Annotated in this window: 20 protein-coding genes and 2 tRNA genes; 14 read left to right on the top strand and 8 right to left on the bottom strand. The window is 39.2% G+C overall.

What is annotated here, in order from left to right:
* Positions 1–33: 33 nt before the first annotated feature.
* The 5 genes from OGI71_RS04490 to OGI71_RS04510 all read left to right on the top strand — a co-directional run bounded on the left by OGI71_RS04490 (position 34) and on the right by OGI71_RS04510 (position 6,760).
* Positions 34–1,518, top strand: coding sequence for an ATP-binding protein (locus OGI71_RS04490; protein ID WP_282254136.1), 1,485 nt, complete (start codon positions 34–36; stop codon positions 1,516–1,518).
* Entirely contained in the window at positions 1,508–5,107 is a 3,600-nt protein-coding gene (locus tag OGI71_RS04495) for a response regulator (protein WP_282254138.1), read from the top strand. Before OGI71_RS04490 ends, OGI71_RS04495 begins: the two co-directional genes overlap by 11 nt.
* A gap of 13 nt (positions 5,108–5,120) precedes the next feature.
* Complete coding sequence (locus OGI71_RS04500; RefSeq protein WP_282254140.1) at positions 5,121–5,492, top strand: response regulator; 372 nt, start codon at positions 5,121–5,123, stop codon at positions 5,490–5,492.
* Positions 5,493–5,494: 2 nt separating this feature from the next.
* Entirely contained in the window at positions 5,495–6,325 is an 831-nt protein-coding gene (locus OGI71_RS04505; protein ID WP_282254142.1) for a protein-glutamate O-methyltransferase CheR, read from the top strand.
* Positions 6,326–6,397: 72 nt separating this feature from the next.
* The gene (locus OGI71_RS04510) at positions 6,398–6,760 is read left to right on the top strand and encodes a response regulator (protein WP_282254146.1); all 363 of its coding nucleotides are present in this window, start codon (positions 6,398–6,400) and stop codon (positions 6,758–6,760) included.
* Positions 6,761–6,974: 214 nt separating this feature from the next.
* Here OGI71_RS04510 and OGI71_RS04515 read toward each other — a convergent pair.
* Together OGI71_RS04515 and OGI71_RS04520 are read right to left on the bottom strand one after the other, a co-directional pair.
* Positions 6,975–7,062, bottom strand: a tRNA-Ser gene (locus tag OGI71_RS04515).
* Positions 7,063–7,117: 55 nt separating this feature from the next.
* A complete protein-coding gene (locus OGI71_RS04520; protein WP_282254147.1) occupies positions 7,118–7,636 on the bottom strand; it encodes a YceI family protein in 519 nt (172 codons plus the stop codon).
* Between the two features lie 185 nt (positions 7,637–7,821).
* Here OGI71_RS04520 and OGI71_RS04525 point away from each other — a divergent pair.
* The 3 genes from OGI71_RS04525 (at position 7,822) to OGI71_RS04535 (ending at position 9,076) form a co-directional block, all read left to right on the top strand.
* Positions 7,822–7,895: transfer RNA gene (locus tag OGI71_RS04525), tRNA-Arg, on the top strand.
* Between the two features lie 342 nt (positions 7,896–8,237).
* Complete coding sequence (locus tag OGI71_RS04530) at positions 8,238–8,534, top strand: MGMT family protein (RefSeq protein ID WP_257091019.1); 297 nt, start codon at positions 8,238–8,240, stop codon at positions 8,532–8,534.
* A 14-nt stretch (positions 8,535–8,548) separates the two neighbouring features.
* Positions 8,549–9,076, top strand: coding sequence for a DUF1697 domain-containing protein (locus OGI71_RS04535; protein WP_282254156.1), 528 nt, complete (start codon positions 8,549–8,551; stop codon positions 9,074–9,076).
* 102 nt (positions 9,077–9,178) lie between these two features.
* On the opposite strand, the gene mgrA is transcribed toward OGI71_RS04535, so the two are convergent.
* Complete coding sequence (gene mgrA / locus OGI71_RS04540; RefSeq protein WP_282254158.1) at positions 9,179–10,216, bottom strand: L-glyceraldehyde 3-phosphate reductase; 1,038 nt, start codon at positions 10,214–10,216, stop codon at positions 9,179–9,181.
* Positions 10,217–10,323: 107 nt separating this feature from the next.
* Between mgrA and OGI71_RS04545 the strand changes: the two genes are divergently transcribed.
* Complete coding sequence (locus OGI71_RS04545; RefSeq protein WP_282254160.1) at positions 10,324–10,965, top strand: peptidylprolyl isomerase; 642 nt, start codon at positions 10,324–10,326, stop codon at positions 10,963–10,965.
* Between the two features lie 60 nt (positions 10,966–11,025).
* Here the strand turns inward: OGI71_RS04545 and OGI71_RS04550 are convergent, their stop codons facing one another.
* A complete protein-coding gene (locus tag OGI71_RS04550; RefSeq protein ID WP_282254162.1) occupies positions 11,026–11,661 on the bottom strand; it encodes a DUF308 domain-containing protein in 636 nt (211 codons plus the stop codon).
* A gap of 545 nt (positions 11,662–12,206) precedes the next feature.
* Positions 12,207–13,046, bottom strand: a complete 840-nt coding sequence (locus tag OGI71_RS04555; protein ID WP_282254164.1) for an aldo/keto reductase — start codon at positions 13,044–13,046, stop codon at positions 12,207–12,209.
* A 273-nt stretch (positions 13,047–13,319) separates the two neighbouring features.
* Here OGI71_RS04555 and OGI71_RS04560 point away from each other — a divergent pair, with 273 nt between their 5' ends.
* Entirely contained in the window at positions 13,320–15,539 is a 2,220-nt protein-coding gene (locus OGI71_RS04560; protein ID WP_282254166.1) for an NADP-dependent isocitrate dehydrogenase, read from the top strand.
* A gap of 103 nt (positions 15,540–15,642) precedes the next feature.
* Here OGI71_RS04560 and OGI71_RS04565 read toward each other — a convergent pair whose 3' ends face one another.
* Together OGI71_RS04565 and OGI71_RS04570 are read right to left on the bottom strand one after the other, a co-directional pair.
* Positions 15,643–16,596 carry a glycoside hydrolase family 43 protein gene (locus OGI71_RS04565; protein WP_282254169.1) on the bottom strand — a complete coding sequence of 318 codons (954 nt, stop codon included), beginning with the start codon at positions 16,594–16,596 and terminating at the stop codon, positions 15,643–15,645.
* Between the two features lie 252 nt (positions 16,597–16,848).
* Positions 16,849–17,736, bottom strand: coding sequence for a DUF4377 domain-containing protein (locus OGI71_RS04570; RefSeq protein WP_282254170.1), 888 nt, complete (start codon positions 17,734–17,736; stop codon positions 16,849–16,851).
* A gap of 38 nt (positions 17,737–17,774) precedes the next feature.
* Between OGI71_RS04570 and OGI71_RS04575 the strand changes: the two genes are divergently transcribed.
* From OGI71_RS04575 to OGI71_RS04590, 4 genes are all read left to right on the top strand, one after another.
* Positions 17,775–18,671: a hypothetical protein gene (locus tag OGI71_RS04575; RefSeq protein WP_282254171.1), complete on the top strand. Its 897-nt coding sequence runs from the start codon at positions 17,775–17,777 to the stop codon at positions 18,669–18,671.
* Between the two features lie 77 nt (positions 18,672–18,748).
* Complete coding sequence (locus tag OGI71_RS04580) at positions 18,749–19,576, top strand: alpha/beta hydrolase family protein (protein ID WP_282254172.1); 828 nt, start codon at positions 18,749–18,751, stop codon at positions 19,574–19,576.
* A 152-nt stretch (positions 19,577–19,728) separates the two neighbouring features.
* Complete coding sequence (locus OGI71_RS04585) at positions 19,729–22,053, top strand: TonB-dependent receptor (RefSeq protein ID WP_282254173.1); 2,325 nt, start codon at positions 19,729–19,731, stop codon at positions 22,051–22,053.
* Between the two features lie 6 nt (positions 22,054–22,059).
* Positions 22,060–22,857 carry a DUF4249 family protein gene (locus OGI71_RS04590; RefSeq protein WP_282254174.1) on the top strand — a complete coding sequence of 266 codons (798 nt, stop codon included), beginning with the start codon at positions 22,060–22,062 and terminating at the stop codon, positions 22,855–22,857.
* Positions 22,858–22,860: 3 nt separating this feature from the next.
* Here the strand turns inward: OGI71_RS04590 and OGI71_RS04595 are convergent, their stop codons facing one another.
* Positions 22,861–23,412, bottom strand: a complete 552-nt coding sequence (locus OGI71_RS04595; RefSeq protein WP_335995681.1) for a polysaccharide deacetylase family protein — start codon at positions 23,410–23,412, stop codon at positions 22,861–22,863.
* Positions 23,413–23,486 lie beyond the last annotated feature (74 nt).

The following is a 23,486-nucleotide window of genomic DNA, read 5'->3' on the forward strand; positions in this document are numbered from 1 at the left end:
TTTGTTTACTTTGATTCTTAGTTTAAGCGCTCTATGATATTGATAGTCGATGACAACCCAGATAATATTTATTCGTTACAAAAGTTATTGGAATCCAAAAATTTCAAAGTCGATACTGCCCATTCCGGTGAAGAGGCTTTAAAGAAGATTTTAAAATATAATTATGCTTTAATCATATTGGATGTGCAGATGCCCGATATGGATGGTTTTGAAGTTGCTGAGAACATTGCAGGATTCAGTAAGACTAAGGAGACACCGATTATATTTTTGTCTGCTGTCAATACCGATAAACGTTTTATTACAAAGGGTTATGATTCAGGAGGGCTGGATTACGTCACCAAACCTGTCGATCCGGATATCCTGATGCTCAAAGTCAAAACATTCTATCGGCTGTATGAGCAGACTCAGGCCCTCAAGGATATCCAGCAGACTTTGGAAATGGAAGTGGAAAGACGGAAGCAGGCGCAATCGGAACTTCGTTCAAAAGTTGACTATTTACATACCTTACTGGAATCTTTACCACAAATTGCTTTTACCTGTGACCATCTTGGTAATATTGGCTTTGTCAATGGCCGTTGGTTCCAGTTTTCGGACAGTGAGAACACATTCCCGCAGACGCATCCTGAAGACCGGTCGATCATGGCTGAATTGCAGGAAAGTCTTGAGTCCGGTAAACCTTTGGAAATGGAGGTACGGGTTAAAAAGCAGGATGAATCCGGTTATACATATCAATTATTAAGGGTGTGGCCCATTTTAGAGAATGGCGAAAATAATTGGGTGGGGACATTTACTGACATCGACGTCCAAAAGAAAGCGGAGAAGGAGAAGGATGAGTTTTTGAGTATTGCGAGCCATGAACTGAAAACACCGCTAACAAGCATCAAAGCTTATATGCAGCTACTTGACCGCAAGTTAAGTCTCGACAAAAGCTGCCCAGAGGCCAAGTATGTTGGCCGGGTTCAGGATCAGGTCGAAAAGCTCAACAGTTTGATCACGGATTTGCTCGATCTGTCGAAAATCGACAATGGTAAACTAGGGATCAATAAAAAGGTATTCTCGCTTGAACGAATGGTACAAAATGCCATTGATTCCATTGTTCAGACCCATGATCAGAGTAATATGGAATTGTATAGACAGGGGGATATCTCGGGACTAATGGTCTATGGTGATGAGATACGCCTGGAGCAGGTTCTTGTTAACTTTTTAACAAATGCTTATAAGTATGCCGCCGGGACAGAGAAGGTGATCGTCGATTGCAGTGTAATGACGGATGTCGTAAAAGTCAGTGTGATTGATTTTGGAATCGGTATACCTGAAAACAAACTGTCTGATGTTTTTGACAAGTTTTACCGTGTAGAAGAAACTTCCTTTGATTTCCAGGGACTGGGAATAGGGCTTTATATTTGTTCGGAAATTATCCGTAGCCATCAAGGTACCATTGCCGTCGAAAGTTCTGTCGGTAAAGGGGCCACATTTTATTTTACATTACCATTAAATCTGCCTACAGATGCCAAATAAAACACTTAATAACTTATCTATAGGAATTGGTTTTTCACTACTTGCCCTGTTGGTGAGTTCTATAGCATCGTATCTGGGGATTAAAGAACAGAATAAACACCGTCAGGAGCTGGCCGTTACCCGAAAAATAATCAGTTTATCAAATATTATCCTTAACTCTCTGCAAGGGGCAGAAACGGGAAACAGGGGGTATCTGCTCACGGGGAAGGAGAATTACCTGGAACCATTCAACCAGGCTTTAGCGAGCCTACCGGGTGAGTTGAAGGAAATAAAGGAGCTTACGAAAGCAGATCCTGAGCAAAATGTTCGCGTAGATAGTTTATTTACAGCGGCCCAGCAAAGGTTAGCCGTATTAAAGGAGTCGGTGAATGTCAAAAGGAACGGTGGGACTGTTAGTCTGGCGCAGCTGGACGAGAGCAAATCCGCCATGGACAAGTGCCGTAGCATCATTAAGGATATTATTCATTTCGAAGATGATGGTATCGATCAGAAATCTATCAATTTAGATAATTCTTCGTTTATAACGACCTTATTTATTGTGATCAGTGCATTGCTATCACTGGTGATTACGGCATACTTTTATTTTCGGTTAAGGGCAGACTTTCTTAAACGCTTAGCACTGGAAAAGTCGCTCCGTGAGAAGGATGAAGGGATTGCCCGCAGATTAAATATGGTTCAAAAGATCACTAATCGTATTGCGCTAGGGGATTATGATGTCAAAGCGGAGGATATTGAGGAAGACGACCTTGGTGCGATAGCAAAATCCGTTAACCGGATGTCAAAAGCCTTAAAGAAATCATTCGATCAGCTTAAAGATAACGACTGGCTGCACATGGGATATGCCGATCTTTATACCGGATTGGTCGGTAACAAAACCGAACGGATACTTACCACAGATTCGGTAAGGGGATTGGTCAATTATATAGGGGCTATTACCGGAGCGATTTATGTTTTTAATGAGGAAAAACTTGAACTATCTGGCGCTTACGGATTGGACCCAAAAGCACAGCAATATTTTCTCCCAAATGAAGGTTATGTCGGACAGGTCTTTGTTGATCGGGAAACGAAAATTATAAATAATATAAACACGGAAGACTATATCGTGAGTTTTGCCAGTGGAAAGGTCAATGTACAGCACCTTATTTTTGTACCTATTGTATTGGCTGATCAGGTATTGGGTGTGCTGGAGATCGGGCACCATCAGTCGTTTGCGGAAATTGAATCAACATTTCTGACGGAATGTGCCAGACAACTTGGTATCGCTATCGCTTCGGCGAGGGGCCGGGCTAAAATTCAGTCACTTTTGGAAGAAACTCAAGTACAATCTGAAGAATTGTTGACCCAGCATGCGGAGCTGGAGAATCTGAATACGGAATTGGAGGCGCAGACCTTGCGTCTGCAGTCTTCCGAGGAGGAGCTGAAGGTGCAGCATGAGGAATTGATGCAATCAAACCAAGAACTGGAAGAACGTTCAAAACTGTTGGAAGACAAAAATCTATTGATTGCCGAACGTAACCTGGAAATTCAGCAGAAAGCGGAAGAACTCGCTTTAAGTACCAAATATAAGTCTGAGTTTTTGGCAAATATGTCCCATGAGCTGCGTACACCGTTAAACTCCATCCTGCTACTTTCGCGTTTGCTATCTGAGAATAATGAACACAATCTTAGCGCTGACCAGATCGAATCCGCTAAAGTGATCCAAAGCTCGGGAACGAGCCTTTTAACCTTGATCGACGAGATATTGGATCTTTCAAAAATTGAGTCGGGTAAAATGACATTGGAGTATGCGACACTGAATTTAAATGATATCTCGGCAGATCTGAATAATTTATTTCTTCCGATTGTCAATGAGAAGGGCCTGACTTTCACAATCAATATTGATCCCGGGGTCAATAAAAATTTTCAGGGCGACCGGCTTAGAATTGATCAGGTGCTACGGAATCTAATTTCAAATGCGGTTAAATTTACAGCAGCCGGTGAGGTGAGACTGGATATTTACGAGGATAGTACCGATAAGGATAAGCTTGTTTTTGCCGTGATCGATTCGGGTATAGGGATTCCGCTGGAAAAACAGAAGATAATTTTCGAGGCTTTCCAACAGGCGGATGGTTCGACAAGACGAAAATTTGGAGGGACAGGACTAGGTTTGTCTATCAGTAGAGAGATTGCACGCTTGCTGGGCGGTGAAATCAGGCTTGAGAGTGAGGAAGGAAAGGGAAGCACGTTCTTATTTGTTATTCCGAATCATCCGGTAGAGCCCGGGGAGCTGCGTACGAAAGAAGAATTGCTTGTAGAAGAGATCCATTCTGAAATAGAGGAGGTGCGCGAGCTTGTGGCGGACGATGTGTATAATCCTGCCACAATACGTATTCCAGAGGAGTTGCCTGATGATCGGGATAGCATTGTTGAAGGCGATAAGGTTATTCTGATTGTCGAAGATGATATCAATTTTGCGAAAGCATTATTGAAATACACGCATAGTCAGCACTACAAGGGTGTTGTTGTTGTACGCGGGGATCATGCACTGCCAGCGGCCAAGAAATATCACCCACAAGCGGTTCTATTAGATATTCAGCTGCCAATCATGGATGGCTGGGCAGTAATGGATGAGTTAAAAGGGGATAAGACCACAAGACATATTCCGGTACATATCATGTCTTCACTTGAAGTGAAAAAGGAGAGTCTGTTAAAAGGTGCAATTGATTTTATCAATAAACCCGTCGCTTTGGAGCAAATGACATCTGTTTTTCAGAAAATCGAATCTGCTTTGAGTAGGTCTCCTAAGAAGGTGCTGATTGTCGAAGAGAATCCTAAACATGCTAGCGCATTGGCTTATTTTTTAAGTAGTTTTAATATTTCACTTGAAGTAAAAGATAATGTTGAAGATAGCATCACAGCGTTGGGGACTGCTGAGGTAGACTGCGTAATTTTGGATATGGGTGTTCCCGATGAAATGGGTTATAATACCCTGGAGGCTATCAAACAGCATGAGGGACTTGAAAATTTACCGATTATCATATTTACGGGTAAAAATCTGTCGAAGTCAGAAGAGCTGAAGATTAAAAAATATGCAGATTCGGTAGTTGTTAAGACTGCACATTCTTATCAACGGATTTTGGATGAGGTCGGCTTATTTCTGCATTTGATTGAGATAAACAGCTCGGATGATGTGCGACGAAAAAACAACGGACTTGGCGCATTAACGGATGTGCTGAAAGGAAAAAAAGTGCTGGTGGCCGATGATGACGTTCGCAATATATTCTCGATGACAAAAGCGTTGGAGAAATTTCAGGTACAAGTTATTCCAGCAATGGATGGCAAGGAGGCGCTGGACGTATTGCGCTCGGGTGAAGCGATTGATATTGTGCTGATGGATATGATGATGCCCGAAATGGATGGGTATGAAACAATCAGGAATATCAGGCAAACACCTCAATTTGCGGCATTGCCGATTATCGCAGTCACCGCAAAATCAATGATTGGCGATCGCGAAAAGTGTATACAGGCCGGAGCTTCGGACTATATATCGAAACCTGTGGATATAGACCAGCTATTGTCGTTACTGCGTGTATGGTTATATGAAAATTAATTAAGGCGGTTTAATGAATCAAAATAAAGTGATATTAATTGTAGACGATGACAACCGGAATATTTTTGCGCTCGGTTTGACCTTGAGAGCGAGAGGATACCAGGTTGTCAGTTGTACTTTAGCAAAGGATGCAATTCAACTTTTGGAAGAGGGAAATGATATTTCATTGGTGCTAATGGATATGATGATGCCTGAGATTGATGGCTATGAAGCGATTCGTTTGATTAAGGCTTCCACGGTCATTAAAGATCTTCCCATTATAGCTGTAACTGCCCAGGCAATGCCTGGGGATCGGGAGAAATGTCTGGCATCGGGGGCGAAGGCTTATGTTTCAAAACCGATTGATGTTGATTTGCTGTTGACAGAAATAGAACGATTGATATAGCGATGTTAGGTCATAATATAATTAAAGATGAGGAGATCGATATTTTATTGGAAGATATCTATCGGCGCTATGGCTACGATTTTATGCAGTATAGTCGCGCATCAATCAAAAGAAGGATCAACCGGATTATGACGAATGACCGATTTGCGAGTTTTGCCGAGCTCCGATTCGCATTGAAAGACGACCCGGAGTTTCTGCAGCATTTTGTGGAGGAGATTACGGTGAATTTGACGGAGATGTTTAGGGATCCCTTGTTTTTCCGGCAATTGCGTGAGGAGATTTTGCCGCAACTGGGAACCTATCCGCTGATTCGGATTTGGATCGCTGGATGCTCAAGTGGAGAGGAGGCTTATTCGCTGGCAATTTTATTGAAGGAGGCCAATCTGCATCATAAATCATTGATCTATGCAACGGATATTAATCCGCGGGTGTTAGAAATAGCGCGTAATGGAATATATCCGTTAAGCCAGATTAAGTCGTTTTCAGAAAACTATATTGAATCCGGTGGAAAGCAAGACTTTTCTAATTATTATACGGCAAATTATGAATGGGCGAAATTTGATCCGGAGCTGAAACAAAAAATGATCCTATCAACCCATAACTTGGTGTCAGACACCTCGTTTAACAGCTTTCAATTGATACTGTGCCGGAACGTGTTGATTTATTTCAACAAGGATTTACAAGACCGCGTTTTTAAGCTATTTGATGTAAGTCTGGAAAATTTGGGATATCTTGCATTGGGCAGTAAGGAAACCATAAGGTTCTCCAGTATACAACAGAATTTCACCGCAGTGGGTGATCAAAAAATTTGGAAAAAACTTTATTCGTTATAATAGGGTTCTATTTAAAAATGGTACGACATTCAAACCATAGTAGACCCCTATAAAAGACATAAATTAAGCTATATGAGTAAAAGAAAAACTGTACTGATATTTGAAGATGATACGATTATTTTGGAGGTCATAACAGTCGTGCTGACAGATTTGGGGTTTCATGTTGAAGTTTCCGAGACTTCACACGATATTATTCAAAAGGTAGAAACAACAGAACCTAATCTTATTTTGATGGATAATTGGATCCCAAATATTGGGGGAGTAGAGGCAACCCGCCTGCTGAAGGCTGATGACCGGTTTAAACATATTCCGGTTATTTATGTGTCTGCCAATAACGATATTGAATCATTAGCTGCTCGTGCAGGGGCAGATGATTTCCTATCCAAACCCTTTGATCTGGAAGATCTGGAAGATATTGTTAATAAACATATCTAACAAAGATCATACTATTAATATATCCTATTGACAAACGACTTATAGCCTACAGATTTTTGTAGGCTTATTCAATGAGCTATGATGTTGAATCCCCCGTCGGTATCCGTTGTAATTCACTAGGTTCATTTTTTTGTCGTTTAATACTTTTGATCAAACATTGTTTGCAAAAGTCTATAAACGACAAAACCCGACTATCGTCGGGCTTTATTTTTGGTGGCGGAGAGTGAGGGATTCGAACCCCCGAACCTGTGACAGTTAACGGTTTTCAAGACCGCCGCATTCGACCACTCTGCCAACTCTCCGCGACAAAAGTACGAATTTTTGCTCTCCTGCCAAATTTTATTTTAGAAATACTTCTTATTTTGCTTTTATAAACTGGATATCAGCACTAAATTTTACGTCATCACTCACCATCACGCCGCCTGTTTCCAAAGCCGCATTCCAATTAAGTCCAAATTCTGAGCGTTTGATCTTTCCTTCTACGATAAATCCAGCTTTGGTATTTCCCCAAGGGTCTTTCTGAATACCTGCAAATTCCACTTCAAAAACAACAGGTCGAGTCACGTCCCGGATAGTCAGATTTCCTTTGATTTGTTCATTCGCTAAGCTTGTTGCTTCAAATGTTATCACTGGGTATTTTTCTACGTCAAAAAAATCAGCACTTTTTAAGTGTCCATCCCGTTGTTCATTTCGTGTATTGATTGACGCGGTATTGATAGTTACCTTTGCAAGTGCATTATCAAAAGTATCATTGTCTGTATCGAGATCTATTTGAAAACTGTCAAAGTTTCCTTTAACGTTTGTGATCATCATGTGTTTTACTTTGAATTCTATCTCGCTATGTGCAGCGTCTAATTCCCATTTTCCTTGTGCCATAATTTTTGTGTTTTCTTATTTGTTTAATAACACAAAGGTAACAGCAGCTTTTAAATTTTTGTTTGACCTAGATCAATAAAATAATCTTGTTGAAAAGCAATCAGTTATTGAAAAACCGCAAAAAAAAGCAAATGATATTTTGGAATTGTTGAACAAATGTCTACTTTTGCATTACCGAAAACGACGCGCCAATAGCTCAGCTGGATAGAGCATCGGTTTTCTAAACCGACGGTCTCAGGTTCGAATCCTGATTGGCGTACGAAACTGTAAAAAGGTCCTTAATATCCTTATTAAGGACCTTTTTTACTTATTAGCAATTTGCAGCCATGCTACATGCATCTTGACCCAACCTAGGATCTGAACAGGGATCGTTCTCCTTTTCAATTTGTCCCCTTTATTAAAAATTACACTGTTTTTAGCGAAACTATGTAGCCTGAAGGTAATTTATCCACGATTTAAGTGTAGTCATCCTATCGTTAAGCATCTGTTTTTTTGTATCTTTAGTCAAATTTGATATATATTGATTTTGGCTTATCATTACTGATCTGAATGATCTGTAAGGGGTAATGGTAAGTTGAATTAAAAATCTAATGGATACAATATGGATGAAACATTCAAACAGCAGGTGTATGAATTGGCGAGACTAATTCCAAAAGGGCGAGTCTCAACTTATGGCGCAATTGCTAAAGCGCTGGGGTATCCAAATCATTCCCGCCATGTTGGAAAAGCAATGGGGGGGTGTCCCAAAGATGTGCCTGCGCATCGAGTGATTTCAAGTGGCGGAGTACTGTCGGTTCCAGAGTTTCAGTCTAAACTGGAGAACGAAGGTGTTGGAATAAATAATCTCAGGATCAAGGATTTTAAAAAGATATTTTGGAATCCGATGGATGAAGTTTAATAAATCGATAAAAGATGAAATACTGCGCTTTTCTACGAGGGGTAAATGTAAAGGGAACCAACATGAAGATGGTCGATGTATGCCAGGTATTTAAAGATGTTGGGATGGATCATGTGAGTTCAGTGTTGGCTTCCGGAAATATTGTTTTTTCTTCGGATAGGTCTGCGAAAGAACTTAAAATAGTTCTGGAAGCAGCGATGTCCAGTTACTTTTCCTATGAAGCCTTTCTTTTCATTAAGTCGCAGGAAGAAACGAATTTATTTTGGAGTAGCATTCCCTTTGAAAAACATCCTGATTTTCATATTTATGGTTTTGTAGGTTTACATGGGATAGAAGAAGTACTCATGGATGAATTTAATAAAAGTGCCAAAGCCGATAATGAAAAAGCGGAAGTGATCAATGGACTGTTTTACTGGCAGATCCCCAAAGGAAATACATTGGATTCAACATTCGGAAAAGTTTTGGGTAAGAAAAGTCTGAAAGATAAGTTCACCAGCAGGAATGTGAATACATTTGAAAAAATTTTGAAGATCATGCATTAAATCAATGTGTGTTGATATAATGAAATTATATGCAAAAAGTGTATTGATTATCGGAAGGCAATCAATACACTTTTATGTTAATGAAGTAATTTATACTTTGATTTAGCCCTTATTAATCTCCGCAGATTGAGCCCATATATTGATATGTCCATCTTTTGCATACAGATCAATTTCCCGGATTTCCTCTGGACTAAATGATAGATTTTTGAGCGATCCCACACAATCAATGACCTGTTGTGGCTTGGATGCGCCGATCAGTGCCGAAGTCACTTGCTGTTTGCGAAAGACCCAAGCGATGGCCATTTGGGCCAAAGACTGCCCCCTACGTTGTGCAATAGTATGAAGTGCCTGTATATTATGTCTGTTTTCCTCACTTAAGAACTTGGTCTGCAATGATTTTGACTGTGATGCCCTGCTATCCTCTGGAATATGATGTAAATATTTGTCCGTTAGCATGCCCTGGGCGAGTGGCGAAAAAACAATAGAGCCAATACCGATTTCATCCAGTGTGTCCAATAGCCCATCTGTCTCAACCCATCTGTTTAACATAGAATAGCTGGGCTGATGAATAATAAACGGTGTTCCCAAGGATTTCAATATTGCGTAAGCCTCTTTGGTGCGTTGCGAATTATAAGACGAAATACCAATATAAAGGGCTTTTCCACTTCGTACAAGTTGATCCAACGCCATCACGGTTTCTTCTAATGGTGTATTTGGGTCAAAGCGATGTGAATAGAAAATGTCAACATAATCTGTACCTAGACGTTTTAAAGATTGATCACAACTCGAAATAATATATTTTCTGCTGCCCCATTCGCCATAGGGGCCATCCCACATGTGGTATCCTGCTTTCGACGAAATAATCAATTCATCCCGGTGGTCAGCAAACTGTTGTTTAAGAATTTGCCCGAATGCAATTTCTGCACTTCCTGGAGGCGGGCCATAATTATTGGCGAGATCAAAATGCGTGATTCCAAGGTCAAAGGCTGTCGTGCAGATATCAACTTTGGTTTGATGGGCCGTGTCGTTTCCAAAGTTGTGCCATAGACCTAAAGAAATAGCTGGTAACTGAAGACCGGATTTACCACAACGATTGTATATCATCTGTTGGTAGCGATCAGGGTGTGGAATATACTGCATAAATTTGAATTGTTATAATCCAAATATAATAATAAACGGATTTCCTCGAATTGAAATTTAGTGTATTTTTATACGAAATTTTGAATAAGCTTATTCTATAAAAAAATATGAAGAAAATCACACTGATTATAGGCCTGTTGTTCATTTGGATGAGTAGCAGTAATGCACAGTCAAAACGGTTGTTATTTAAAACCACATTTGGAGAATTTAAGGTGTTACTTTATGATTTTACGCCAAATCATCGGGATTTGATTTTAAGGTCGATAAAGGATACTGTTTATCAAGGTGCATTGTTTAATCGCATTATTGAAAATTTCGTGGTGCAGGGTGGCGAGCACGATATAGATATTGAAAGGAGAGAAGCGGTAGACCCCCAGCACCGTAAACCACGTTTGGCGGCTGAGTTCGACCCGCGTGCTTTTCACAAAATGGGCGCATTGGGGGCGGGACGTGATGGTAATTCTGAAAAGGCATCTTTCTTAAATCAAATCTATTTTGTTGTTGGAAAGAAGATCAGTGCCGCTGATCTCGATAGTCTGGAAATAAAAAAGGGTATAAAATATAGTAAAAAACAGCGTAAGGAATATTTAGCGCACGGTGGGCAACCTAGACTTGATCATGATTTTACAGTCTTTGGCGAAATATATCAAGGTCTTGATGTAATCTTGAAGATAAGTCAGGTGAAAACAGATCAACAGGACTTCCCTTTAGAAAAAGTGCCTTTCAGTATTGTGGAGATCAAAGAATAAAACCATCTTTAAAGATGGTTTTATTCTCATAGAAGGAAGCTAATTTTTATATACTTTCCTTTATTTGTTGTGTTGTTCAAACTCTTCTTTTAATTTCTCGTAACGTTCTTTCCATTCGTTAGGCAGTTTTTCGGGGATATTTTTCAGGCTTTTCAACTGAAAAGCAAATACACAGGCGGCAAAGCCGACTGTACTAATTGCCATCCCGGTCCATATTACCAGAGATAACCCGGCAAAAAGTGGGTTCCAAAGTAAAATAAAACTAAAAACAATCCCTAATAACGCAAATAATGTAATCCAGCCCCAAGATTTACTACCATAGTTTTTGAGATCAAAGGAGAAGGACAACAATTGAAAAGACCTAAACAAAGCATAAAATCCGACAATAAAAGCCAAAGTTCCCGCAGATAACAGGGGGTTGGTCATCAATAAAATTCCAAATAAGGTGTAAAGGATACCACCGGTAAGGTACCAGCCCCAACCGTCAACCTCATTTTTGTTTTGTAAGGCAAAAATAATTTCTAGTATCCCCGAAACAATGAATGACCAGGAAAACAACATACTCAATGCGAGAAAGGATGCGACCGGCGTGGATATCGTATAGAAACCCAATAAAATCAAAAGAATTCCAATGATAAGCGGAATATACCAATGTTTAATGGAGGATCTGATTGTTTTTAAAAATGAATTTGCCATAATAGTGTTGTTAAATTTTAAATCTTTCCAGTCTCTTTCAAAATAATGTAAGATGCCTATACAATATTGACTTCAGTATTTGCATACTTCAATCCCGCTTCAATTTTATGAACGTAAATGTTTATATTATAGATTATTATTGTCAATTCGCCAATTGGTTCAAATACTTTTTTCAATCATATGCTACTTCGTATCAGCAAACGTTTTGTTGTATATGGAAACATTACGCTGTGGGCAGGCCTCGTCGTATTTAATAATATATGATTGTTAACAGTTACGTTAAACTTTTGTTTCGGATACGCTCATATTTCTTGTTTTTTTGGAATTTGTAAATCATAGACTCGAAGCTAAAAAGAATGAAACTAGCAACATTAATAATTGGGAGGCGTCAATTTATTGACGGACAGGCAGGATGTAGTAGGCGAACTTGCTGTCGCAATTCAAAATCAAAAAGTGTGAGGTGGAGAAAAGATAAAAAAGAAGAGTCCTCCAAGCATATTCGCTTGGAGGACGCTTTCTATGTGATTTGAAAGACTATCGATGATTTAGAATGCTACTTTTTTAGGATCCGATCCAGAGAAACCCATTGCTGGTAATGTCCGAATTGTCTTGATATCCTCCTCCGTAAGATCGAAGCTATCAATATCCAAGTTCCGTTTAATATTTGCCGGATTGGTGGATTTTGGTAGTGGTAAGATCCCCTGCGAGAGCGCAAATTTAATACAGATCTGTCCGACGCTGGTAGACTTCTGCTCAGCCAAAGCGATCAGGGTCTCGTCCTGCAATATTCTTCCTGATCCCAGTGGAGACCATGCCTGTACTAAAATATCATTTGATTTGCAAAGGTCAACAGTTTCCTGTTGAAGATAACCGGGGTGGAATTCGATTTGATTGATAGCTGGGATGATTGCTGCTGTTTCCAATAATTTGGCGAGATATTCTTTTGGGAAATTGCTAACCCCGATAGCTTTCACTTTTCCTTGTTGGTATAAATACTCCAGGGCTTTCCAGGTACCGGCATTAATCACTGCCCAATCCTCAAATTGAGTTTCGTTGGCAGGCCAGTGTATCAAATAGAGGTCTAAATACTCCAATCCCAAGTCTGTAAGGGATTTTTCGAATGCAGCGATTGCCTTATCATAACCGCGTTCAGTATTCCAAAGTTTGGTTGTTATAAATAAAGTATTACGGGCTATTCCACTGTCCTTGATCGCTCTGCCGACACTTTTCTCATTACCATAAATTGCCGCAGTGTCAATATGTGTATATCCTGCAACCAGAGCTTCCTTAACAGCTTGGTATGCGTCTTCTCCTTCAGGAATTTGCCAGGTTCCAAATCCAATTGCTGGAATATCAATTCCATTGTTCAATTTGAATGATTTCATGCTTAATTGTATTTTTTTGTTTGACTAAATTAGGGTTTCAATCGTATTATCTCGTCACTGAAATGTCAAGAGGGCTGCATTTTAAACCGACAGCGGCAAACTTATTCTGTATTGCCAAAATATATTTATTTTCACAATTTTATTGTCAAAAAGGTCAGATTAACGCATGGTTTATAGCATTAATTCTTATCTTTAGGCGAAATTTTGAGAAATTTAGATTTTTCACTGATTTCACATAGCATTAAAAATTAAACATATTTCTAATAGATTACTATGTCAAACAAATCAAAAATTGTTTGGACAAAAACAGACGAAGCACCTTTGTTGGCGACTTACTCGTTTTTGCCTATTGTACAAGCGATTACAGCTACAGCTGATATCGATGTTGAATTGAGAGATATCTCTTTAGCAGGTCGTGTTCTTGCAAGCTTTCCAGAATTTTTAAAAGAAGATCAAAAAATTGCCGATGCATTGGCAGAGTTGGGGCAGATGGCAACAACTCCAGAGGCAAACATTATTAAGTTGCCAAATATTTCAGCTTCTATTCCACAGTTGAAGGGTGCTATTACCGAATTACAAAAAGCAGGTTATGCTATTCCAAACTACCCAGATGAAGCAGCTACTGAGGAAGAAAAATCCATCAAAGCTAAATATGCAAAAGTGTTGGGATCAGCTGTAAACCCGGTATTACGTGAAGGTAACTCTGATCGTCGTGCACCTAAGGCTGTGAAGAATTATGCTAAAGCAAATCCACATAAGATGGGCGCTTGGGCAAAAGATTCAAAAACTAAGGTAGCTTCAATGACATCTGGTGATTTCTATGGTTCAGAACAATCTGTAACAGTAGAAAACGCAGGTCAATTCAAAATTGAATTTGTGGATGCGCAAGGAGCTGTTACTGAATTAAAAGGTCTTTCGCCGTTAAAAGCCGGTGAAGTAATTGATACTTCGACCTTAAGCTTGAATGCATTGAAAGGTTTTGTTGTTGATGCGATCGCTGAAGCGAAAGCTGCTGGTGTATTGTTATCTGCGCATTTGAAAGCAACAATGATGAAAGTTTCAGATCCAATTATCTTTGGAGCAGTGGTTGAAACGTACTTTGCAGATGTGTTTGCAGCGTATGGCGACTTGTTCAAAGAACTGGGGGTCAACAAAAACAACGGTTTAGGTGAAGTATATGCTAAAATTGCAGGTCACGCAAAGGAAGCGGAAGTGAAAGCTGCTATCGATGCTGCGATCGCGCAAGGCCCTGCTTTAGCGATGGTTAACTCAGATAAAGGTATTACAAATTTCCATGTTCCGTCTGATGTGATTATTGATGCTTCTATGCCTGCAATGATCCGTATCGGTGGTAAAATGTGGAATAAGGAAGGCCAAGAAGAAGATACGCTCGCCATGGTTCCTGACCGTTCTTACGCAGGTGTTTATGAGGCTACAATAGAAGACTGTAAAGCAAATGGCGCTTTGGATCCTAAAACAATGGGTTCTGTTCCAAATGTTGGTTTGATGGCTCAGAAAGCTGAAGAATATGGTTCACACGACAAAACTTTCCAAGCTACTGGTGATGGTGTGATCCGTGTCGTAGATGCCGAAGGTAATGTATACATGGAGCAAAAGGTCGATGAAGGTGATATCTTCCGTATGTGTCAAACAAAAGATGCACCTATCCAAGATTGGGTAAAATTAGCAGTAAACCGTGCGCGTTTGTCTGGTACGCCAGCGATATTCTGGTTAGATAAAGATCGTGCTCACGATAGAGAGATCATCAAGAAAGTAGAGAAATACTTGCCTGATTTTGATACAACAGGTTTGGATATTAGAATCCTATCGCCAATAGAAGCTACTAAATTCTCTTTGGAGCGTATCCGTAAAGGCGAAGATACGATCTCTGTAACCGGTAACGTATTACGTGATTATCTGACAGATTTATTCCCTATTTTGGAAGTCGGTACTTCAGCGAAAATGTTGTCTATTGTACCATTGATGAATGGAGGTGGTTTGTTTGAAACTGGTGCTGGTGGTTCGGCTCCAAAACACGTAGAGCAATTTCTTCAGGAAGGTTACCTACGTTGGGATTCATTAGGCGAATTTTTGGCACTGGGTGCTTCTTTGGAGCACTTGTCGCAAACGCAAAATAATGCTAAAGCATTAGTTTTAGCAGAGACGTTAGACGAAGCAACAGAGAAATTCTTGGCAAATGACAAATCTCCGGCACGTAGAGTGGGTCAGATTGATAACCGTGGATCTCATTTTTATTTAACATTATATTGGGCTCAGGCTTTAGCTGCTCAAACGAAAGATGCAGATTTAGCAAATCGATTTGCTGGTGTTGCAAAAGTCTTGACAGATAACGAAGCTAAAATCAATGAAGAATTGATCGGAGCACAAGGTCAGGCACAAAACATCGGTGGTTATTACTTCCCTAATGACGAATTAGCTACAAAAGCTATGCGTCCTTCCGAGACATTAAATAATGCAATAGCAGGTATCTAATCGCAATTGTCTTAATTAAATAATGAGAGCCCCGATCATTGATCGGGGCTCTTCTGTTTAGGTTTGGTTGTTTATATGCTCTTACTATATTGGGAGGAATGATCTATTTTAATGAATGTTTGACACCTTTAAAGGTCATTTCGACAGGTAGAATGTGACCATTTTTGTCAAATTTCATCTCATCGATACAGGTGACACGCTCATTGGCTCCTTCCTTACCTAATGGTCTACGGTGATAGACGATGAAATATTTGTCTTTATTGGGTACTTTGATAACGGAATGATGTCCAGCACCGACAGCAACCTTTGGATCGCGTTCGAGAATTGTTCCGATACGTTCAAATGGTCCAAACGGGGAGTCGGCAATTGCATAAGCCACTTTATAATCTGGACCGGTCCAACCACCTTCGGACCACATGAAGTAATATTTACCATTTTTAATAAACATAAATGGCCCTTCCACATAATCCTTTGGTGTAATTTCCTTGTAATAGGTGCCGTCATCGAATGGAAGCAAGCCTGTAAAATCAGATTTGAGTTTGACCATATTACAATGCTTCCAGCCACCATAGTACATGTAGAACGTTCCATCCTTATCTTTAAATACAAACTGATCTATAGGCTGCGCACCATTGATAATATCATTAATCAATGGCTTTCCTAGCAAATCTATATAAGGCCCTTCAGGTTTGTCTGCTACTGCCACACCAATTCCGCCGATTTCCCCCTGATGGACATCGTTTGCGCTAAAGAATAGATAATATTTGCCCTTATTTTCAAGGACAGCCGGAGCCCACATCGCTTTTTTTGCCCATGTTACCTGATTGTTCTGAAGTACGCGAGGATGTTTTGTCCAACTAGTTAGATCTGAAGAGGAAAATGCATCAAAAAATACCTGTTCTTCGTAAGGTGCGGAATAAGTGGGAAAAACCCAATATTTGTCCCCATAGATGATACCCTCCGGATCGGCATAGTTTCCACGAATGACGGGATTCTTTTGTGCAAGGAGTGTGGTCGCCAATAATAAAGATGTTGTCGTAAAAAATGTTCTGATCATCGTTATGCTTTAAATGCTTAAGATACCACATCTTGCTTGTTGGGGTATTCAAAAAAAAATCATTTTTATGCTGATTTTTCTCAATATTTTCAAAATGTTAAAATTATGTTAAAAAGAGGCGATGCTTTCGATTCTTTCCGCTTTATTTCACATATTTGTTTATGTCATTTCCAAATGGCATAAATACTTTTCATAAAATAGGTTAATAATATGGCTAAGATACCCGAAGTCCCCCAGACTTCGGGTGTTTTTTTATTCACGCTCTAAGCCGAAGATCATGACTAACCTTCCGTCGATATATAAGTTCAGCGTCTGCTCGGCGATATCAAATTGAATCTGCTTTTGCTCAACAACTGCGAAGAAATCATTTTCAATATTGGGGCCATTACAAGACTTCATGGTGCTTGCCAAGTGCGGAAAGCTTATCAGATTGTCTTTAATGCTAAAATTTCCCCAAAAATTATTACACCCCGTCGATCCGGCGATCGTTCCATTTTTTGCATCGAAACCAATATTGGCCCTATTGCTTGTTACATCTTTGCCATTTAATTGAAGTAAATTCCACTTAAATCTGGCTAGGAATGCGGCAATACTGGGGAGCTCAGTGACTTTATCTTTGGAAATAATATTAAGCAATTCATAGCGTATGCTGTCTGTATCTTTTGCTTTCGTTTGCTTTACTTTGATGCGATAACGATAGTGTTCCTGGTAATCAAAACCGAGAATGGGTACCGAAATATATTCCCATTTGTTTTTTTTGTTGGATTTTATTTGTAGACAGGTCAATTTTCCGGAGACTGGATCATTGACATAATTCTCACCGATATCCCAAATGGCGATGTCAGAATGTTCAACTGGTAATTTGCTAATAATTTCCTCCAGTGTATAGATTGATGCTTGTGCTGTTTTTGTCTTTTTTACACGAATATTGTACTCAAAACCTGCATTGTAATTAAACTGTTGGATTTCCGTATAAAAATTCTCCCAATCCTTACTATTGTAATACTTTACAAGGTAAGGGGGCGTATTGTCAAGTCCAGATTTTACTTTTATCCGAAAGGAACTGCTCTGTGCCTGTAAAGTATATTGGAATAAAAATAACGGAATTAAAAATAAGCTGGATTTAAGGGATTTCTTCATAATGGGCATTAAATATCAATAAAAACGTATCTTTAAACATGAATATTGCACGAACAAAAGTACTCTTGATGATTGTACTTTTTTTGTCCGGCCTACGGATATATGCCCAAAATAACAAGGATTATTTTAAAACACAAATCTCCTTAGGTGAATTGACAGATACACAGCTAAAAGAAGTGTCTGGAATTATGGCGGCTCAAGAGGAGGGGTGTTTTTGGGTTCATAATGATAGTGGTGATGGTGCAAACATCTATCTGATCGATCGTCAGGCCAATCTACTCAAAAGATTTAGGCTCGAAGGTGTAGATGTGATTGATTGTGAAGATATCGATCGCGTAAAAATCGACGGTAAAAATTACTTGATTTTGGCTGATATCGGCAATAACCTTGGGAAGCGAACTTGGGCAAGCTTGTATGTATTTCCTGAGCCTTCAGCCGATGATTCGCTAGTCATATCCAAAAAAGATATTAAAACCATATTTGTCAAATTTCCGGGGCAAAAACGTTTAGATGCGGAATCCATTATGGTCGATCCCCGTGATAATATGTTGTATATCGTTTCCAAACGTGAATTTCATTCCACAGTATACAGTGCTGCTGTTTTTAAGAGTGTCCGGCAACAGTATTTTACATTAACTAAAGTCGCTGAACTTCCTTTTACTTTTGCTACAGCTTCTGCTATCGATCCAACAGGAAGAGAGATGCTTATCAAGAATATTACCCATATCTTTTATTGGAAGAGAAACTCGGGTGAATCTTGGTCAGGGGCGCTACAACGGAAACCAATCGAAGTACCTTATGCAGTAGAGCCCCAAGGGGAAGCAATTACTTTTGACAATAAGGGTACTGGTTTTTATACAATTAGTGAACGTCCATTTGGTTTAAAATCCTATCTTTATTATTTTGAAAAAGTGTCTAAATCAACCGATAAATAACAGATCCAATTCAGTAAAAAAGCTTATTGATATGGGCCTGAATAGATTGAATGAATATATATCCAATTGCTAACATCATGAATTTAAAACAATTTTTACTTTTAACACTCGCGCTATTTTGCTTTGTAGCGGGTAGTAAGGCTGCGAGGGTGGATACCTTGAATATTCCGAGTCGTAGCATGGCAAAAGAGATTAAAACAGTGGTTATTCTACCTAAAGGTTATTCGGTGAATACGAAATATCCTGTTCTCTATTTACTTCACGGATATTCAGGTAATTATAGTAATTGGGTTAAAAATACCACTGTAGCTTCGTTGGCAGATCAATATGGATATATGGTGGTTTGCCCGGATGGAGGATTTGGAAGTTGGTATTGGGATATTGCAAATGATCGGAATTATCAATATGAAACATTTGTTTCCAAAGAACTGGTTGATTATATAGATCAGCACTATGTGACAGTCAAGGACCGAAAAGGTAGAGCAATTACTGGCCTGAGTATGGGAGGGCATGGCGCTTTGTCTCTTGCGATCAAACATCAAGATCTCTATGGGGCAGCCGGTAGTACGGCAGGAGGTGTTGATTTTAGACCGTTCCCTTTAAATTGGGAAATTAAGGATCGTATCGGTAATTATGCAGATGCACCGCAGATTTGGGATGACCGAGTGGTGATCAATATGATTCCGAAATTGCTGAATAATAAACTTCGTTTAATGATTGATTGTGGTAAAGAGGATTTTTTCTACCCTGTCAATGTCGCACTGCATGACAAACTCATGTATCACAACATCAACCATACCTTTGTTACAAGTGAGGGTGGGCATAATTGGACCTATTGGTCACGCTCTATTGTCTATCAAATGGCCTTTTTTAATGAATTTTTCAATCAGCCAGAAAAAAAATAGAAAGAAAAATAGATAAATATTTGGCTTAAATGAATAAAATGCTATTTTTGTTTGCAGAAGATCTTGACTAACAAATTATAAACTTATTATTAAGCCTTGCAAATTGTAAGGCTTTTTTATTATTTTCAATAAATTTTTGATTTCAATCTGTTATGCTTAAACCTATAAAGGTTGTTTTTTATTTTTCTTCTATTTTGTTTTGCGCACAGCAATCCTACGGCCAACAATCTAAATCTCTATCGGGATTTATCAGAGATAGTATCAGTGGTGAAAATATTATTGGCGCTTTGGTCCGTAATGACACGGAAAAAAAATCGACGGCTTCTAATAAATATGGATTTTTTAGTTTATCTCTTCGTGGAGAGGAGGCCTTCTTGGAAGTTTCCTCAATGGGATATAGAACAAAGGTTCTACCCGTCCAAATAGGAAAAGACTCTACTTACATTGTGCAATTGGTACCCGAGGAAAATCAATTGGCTGAGGTGGTTGTCACTGGAAATAAAAGAAAATCGATCAAAGATTTGACTCCCGGTTTGACACAATTTAGCCCGAGGGAGATTGAGAAAGTTCCTGTATTATTTGGAGAGAAAGATATTTTAAAGACAATTCAATTGTTTCCAGGTGTGACAAGTGGAGGTGAAGGAAGTAGCAATTTTTATGTTCGTGGAGGTGGTGGAGACCAAAATCTGATTTTGTTGGATGAAGCCCCAGTTTACAATAGCTCTCACCTTTTTGGTTTCTTTTCAACCTTTAATTCCGATGCCATCAAAGATGTCAACTTTTATAAAGGTGGTGTACCCGCTCAGTATGGAGGGAAGATCTCTTCGGTCATGGAAATAACAACCTTGGATGGAAATAACCAGCATTTTAATGTTGAAGGGGGATTGGGATTAATAGCGTCACGACTGAAGGTCGAAGGGCCTATACAAAAAGGAAAGAGTTCATTTATGATATCCGGTAGACGTACCTATGCCGATTTATTCCTGAAGCTTTCAAGTGATGAGAATATCAAGAAAAGCGCATTATTCTTCTATGATCTTAATGCCAAGCTGAATTATAGGATTAACGATAAGAATACCCTTTATTTATCGGGATATTTCGGTAAAGATGCCATGGCATACCATGATTTATTTGACTTCAATTGGGGAAACGCAACCGGAACGATGCGCTGGAATCATGTCTGGAACAATCGCTTATTTAGTAATACTACCTTAATATTCAGTAAATTTAATTATCAGGTGAAGATTGAAGACGACAATAATTTCAAGATTCGTTCGGATATCTTCAATTATAACTTTAAACAGGATTTTCAATATAGCCTCTCGGACAGTCATAATTTAAAGTTTGGTCTACAGGCGGCTTTACAGGAGATTCGTCCAGCAAGTATCGAAGCTGGTGAGGATTCCAAAGTAAATTCACTGCATATTCAAAAGCGCAAGGGGCTGGACATTGCCGCTTACATTTCGGATGATTGGGCGATAAATGATAAATTTAAATTGAACTATGGTGTTAGGGCGACGGCTTATGCCGCTTTAGGACCGGGTATGTTCTATACCTATGATAATGCTGGAGAAGCTGTTGATTCAACCTATGTGGGAAATGGAGAAATGGGTAAAAAATATGTTTACCTGGAGCCACGTCTCTCTCTGAACTATGCCTTGAATGAATTGACAACATTAAAGGCTTCTTATAATAAAAATGTGCAGTATCTACATCAGTTGAGTAATACAACTAGCAGCTTACCCACAGATCAGTATGTATTAAGCAATAATACGATAAAACCGCAATTGTCAACACAGTATTCCCTGGGCTATTTTCGCAACTTTGCATCCAACAGGTATGAATTTTCTGTAGAAGGCTACTATAGAGACCTTAAAAATCAGATCGACTATAGGAATGGAGCGGATCTACAGGCCAATGAACTTTTAGATGGTGAACTGCTATTTGGAAAAGGAAGAGCATACGGCATTGAGTGGTTTATAAAGAAACGATTGGGAAGGCTTAGTGGATGGATAAGTTATACATTATCCAAAAGTGAAAGACAATTTGATCAGATCAATGATGGACAGTGGTTTAATGCGCGCCAGGATAAGATTCATAATATTGCTGTAGTAGCGCAGTATCAATTGAATCCGAGATGGAATCTAAGTGCAAACTTTGTATATTATACAGGTGATGCTGTAACAATGCCCGCAGGAAAGTACTTTGTTGACGATAGAACGATCTTCTATTATGATAAGCGGAATGGCCAACGTATGCCGGCCTATCACCGCTTGGACCTTGCCGCAACGTATGATATCAAGCGTACAAAAAACACTTATTCCAGTTTATCTTTCGGAATTTATAACGCATATAATCGAAAAAATGCTTATTTGATTGATTTTAGAGAGAAAGAAGGACAATCCAATGTGACTGAGATCTATAGGATAGCATTGTTTGGAACCATACCCTCCATTACTTGGAACTTTAAATTTTAACACAACATGAGAAAGATAGTAGGATTGATCGCCATAGCCTGGATAACTTTGATTGGTTGTGAAGATAAAATTGATTTGAAATTACCTGAAAACACGGGACAGCTGGTGATCACGGCTGATCTAATGGTGTCGGACCAACAACATGAGATCAGTATTCAAAAAGTCGTCAGTTTAAAAGAATCAATGTTGGCTCCGATAACAGATGCAGAAGTTTACGTAAGAAATCTGCAGAATAATCGCATGTATACCTTTTTGCCCGGAGCCGATGGTGTTTATACCAACAAGACATTGCGGCTACAGGAAAAGTCCAGTTATCGACTGTACGTCAAAACCGCTGATGGAAAAGAAATTGAAGGAACTTCGACAGTGCCATCCTATGTAGACGTGGATTCGATAGGGCTTTCCGAACGGATCATATTTACAGATACCATCTATTATCCCACACTGGTCTTTAACGATCCTCCGGAAAAAGGAAATTATTATAAATATAAGATGTCTGTGAATGGGGGAGAGCTGCGCTTTATCGATGTGTTCAGTGATAAATATAATAATGGTCTGCAAGTACAACATGATATTGTCGACCGCGATAGAGATCTCAAGATAGGAGATAGGGTACGGGTTTTGCGTCAATGCATTGATCTTGGCGCATATAACTATTGGAATAGCTTCCAGATGATTAATCCTGGAGCAGCATCGCCTTCCAATCCGATTTCAAATCTTTCCAACAATGTTTTGGGATATTTTAGTGTGAGTGTGGGGAAATATTACGAATCTGAAGTGGTTTTATCAAGAACTAGGCCCTAATACTTATTCTAGTCTTGCTATTTGATATTGATTTGCTAGGAGAAATTCAATCGTTTTAGGTAAAGCATATTCAACTCGGGGAATGGCTTTGATATTGTCATGGAAGATGATGATCGAACCATTTTGTATGTTGGTAAGTACGTTTTCAAGGCATTTTTCAGGACTTAGGCTCTGATCAAAGTCACCGGACATGATATCCCACATTATCACACGATAATTTTTGTATAACTTTTTAAGCTGTGATTTTGTTGCTTTTGCATAAGGTGGACGAAAGAGATCGGTTTGTGTTAGCTCTTGACATTGAGTTACATTATCGATATAGACCTCGTCATTTGTATCCCAGCCTTTGAGGTGATTGTAAGTGTGATTACCCACTTGATGTCCTTCTTGTAAAATTCTTTGGAACAAATGTGGATTTTTTTTAATATTTTCACCAACACAAAAAAATGTTGCCTTGACCTGATATTTTTTTAGGATATCGAGTATAAAAGGTGTAATTTCAGGAATTGGACCATCATCAAAAGTGAGATAGACTTTTTTTTCCGTCCTCGGCATGTGCCAGATCGATCTGGGGTAAAACCAACGAAGGAAAAAAGGGGATTTGACAAAATACATAACCGATAAATGAA

This window comes from Sphingobacterium sp. ML3W, from assembly GCF_029542085.1.
Classification (GTDB): Bacteria; Bacteroidota; Bacteroidia; order Sphingobacteriales; family Sphingobacteriaceae; genus Sphingobacterium.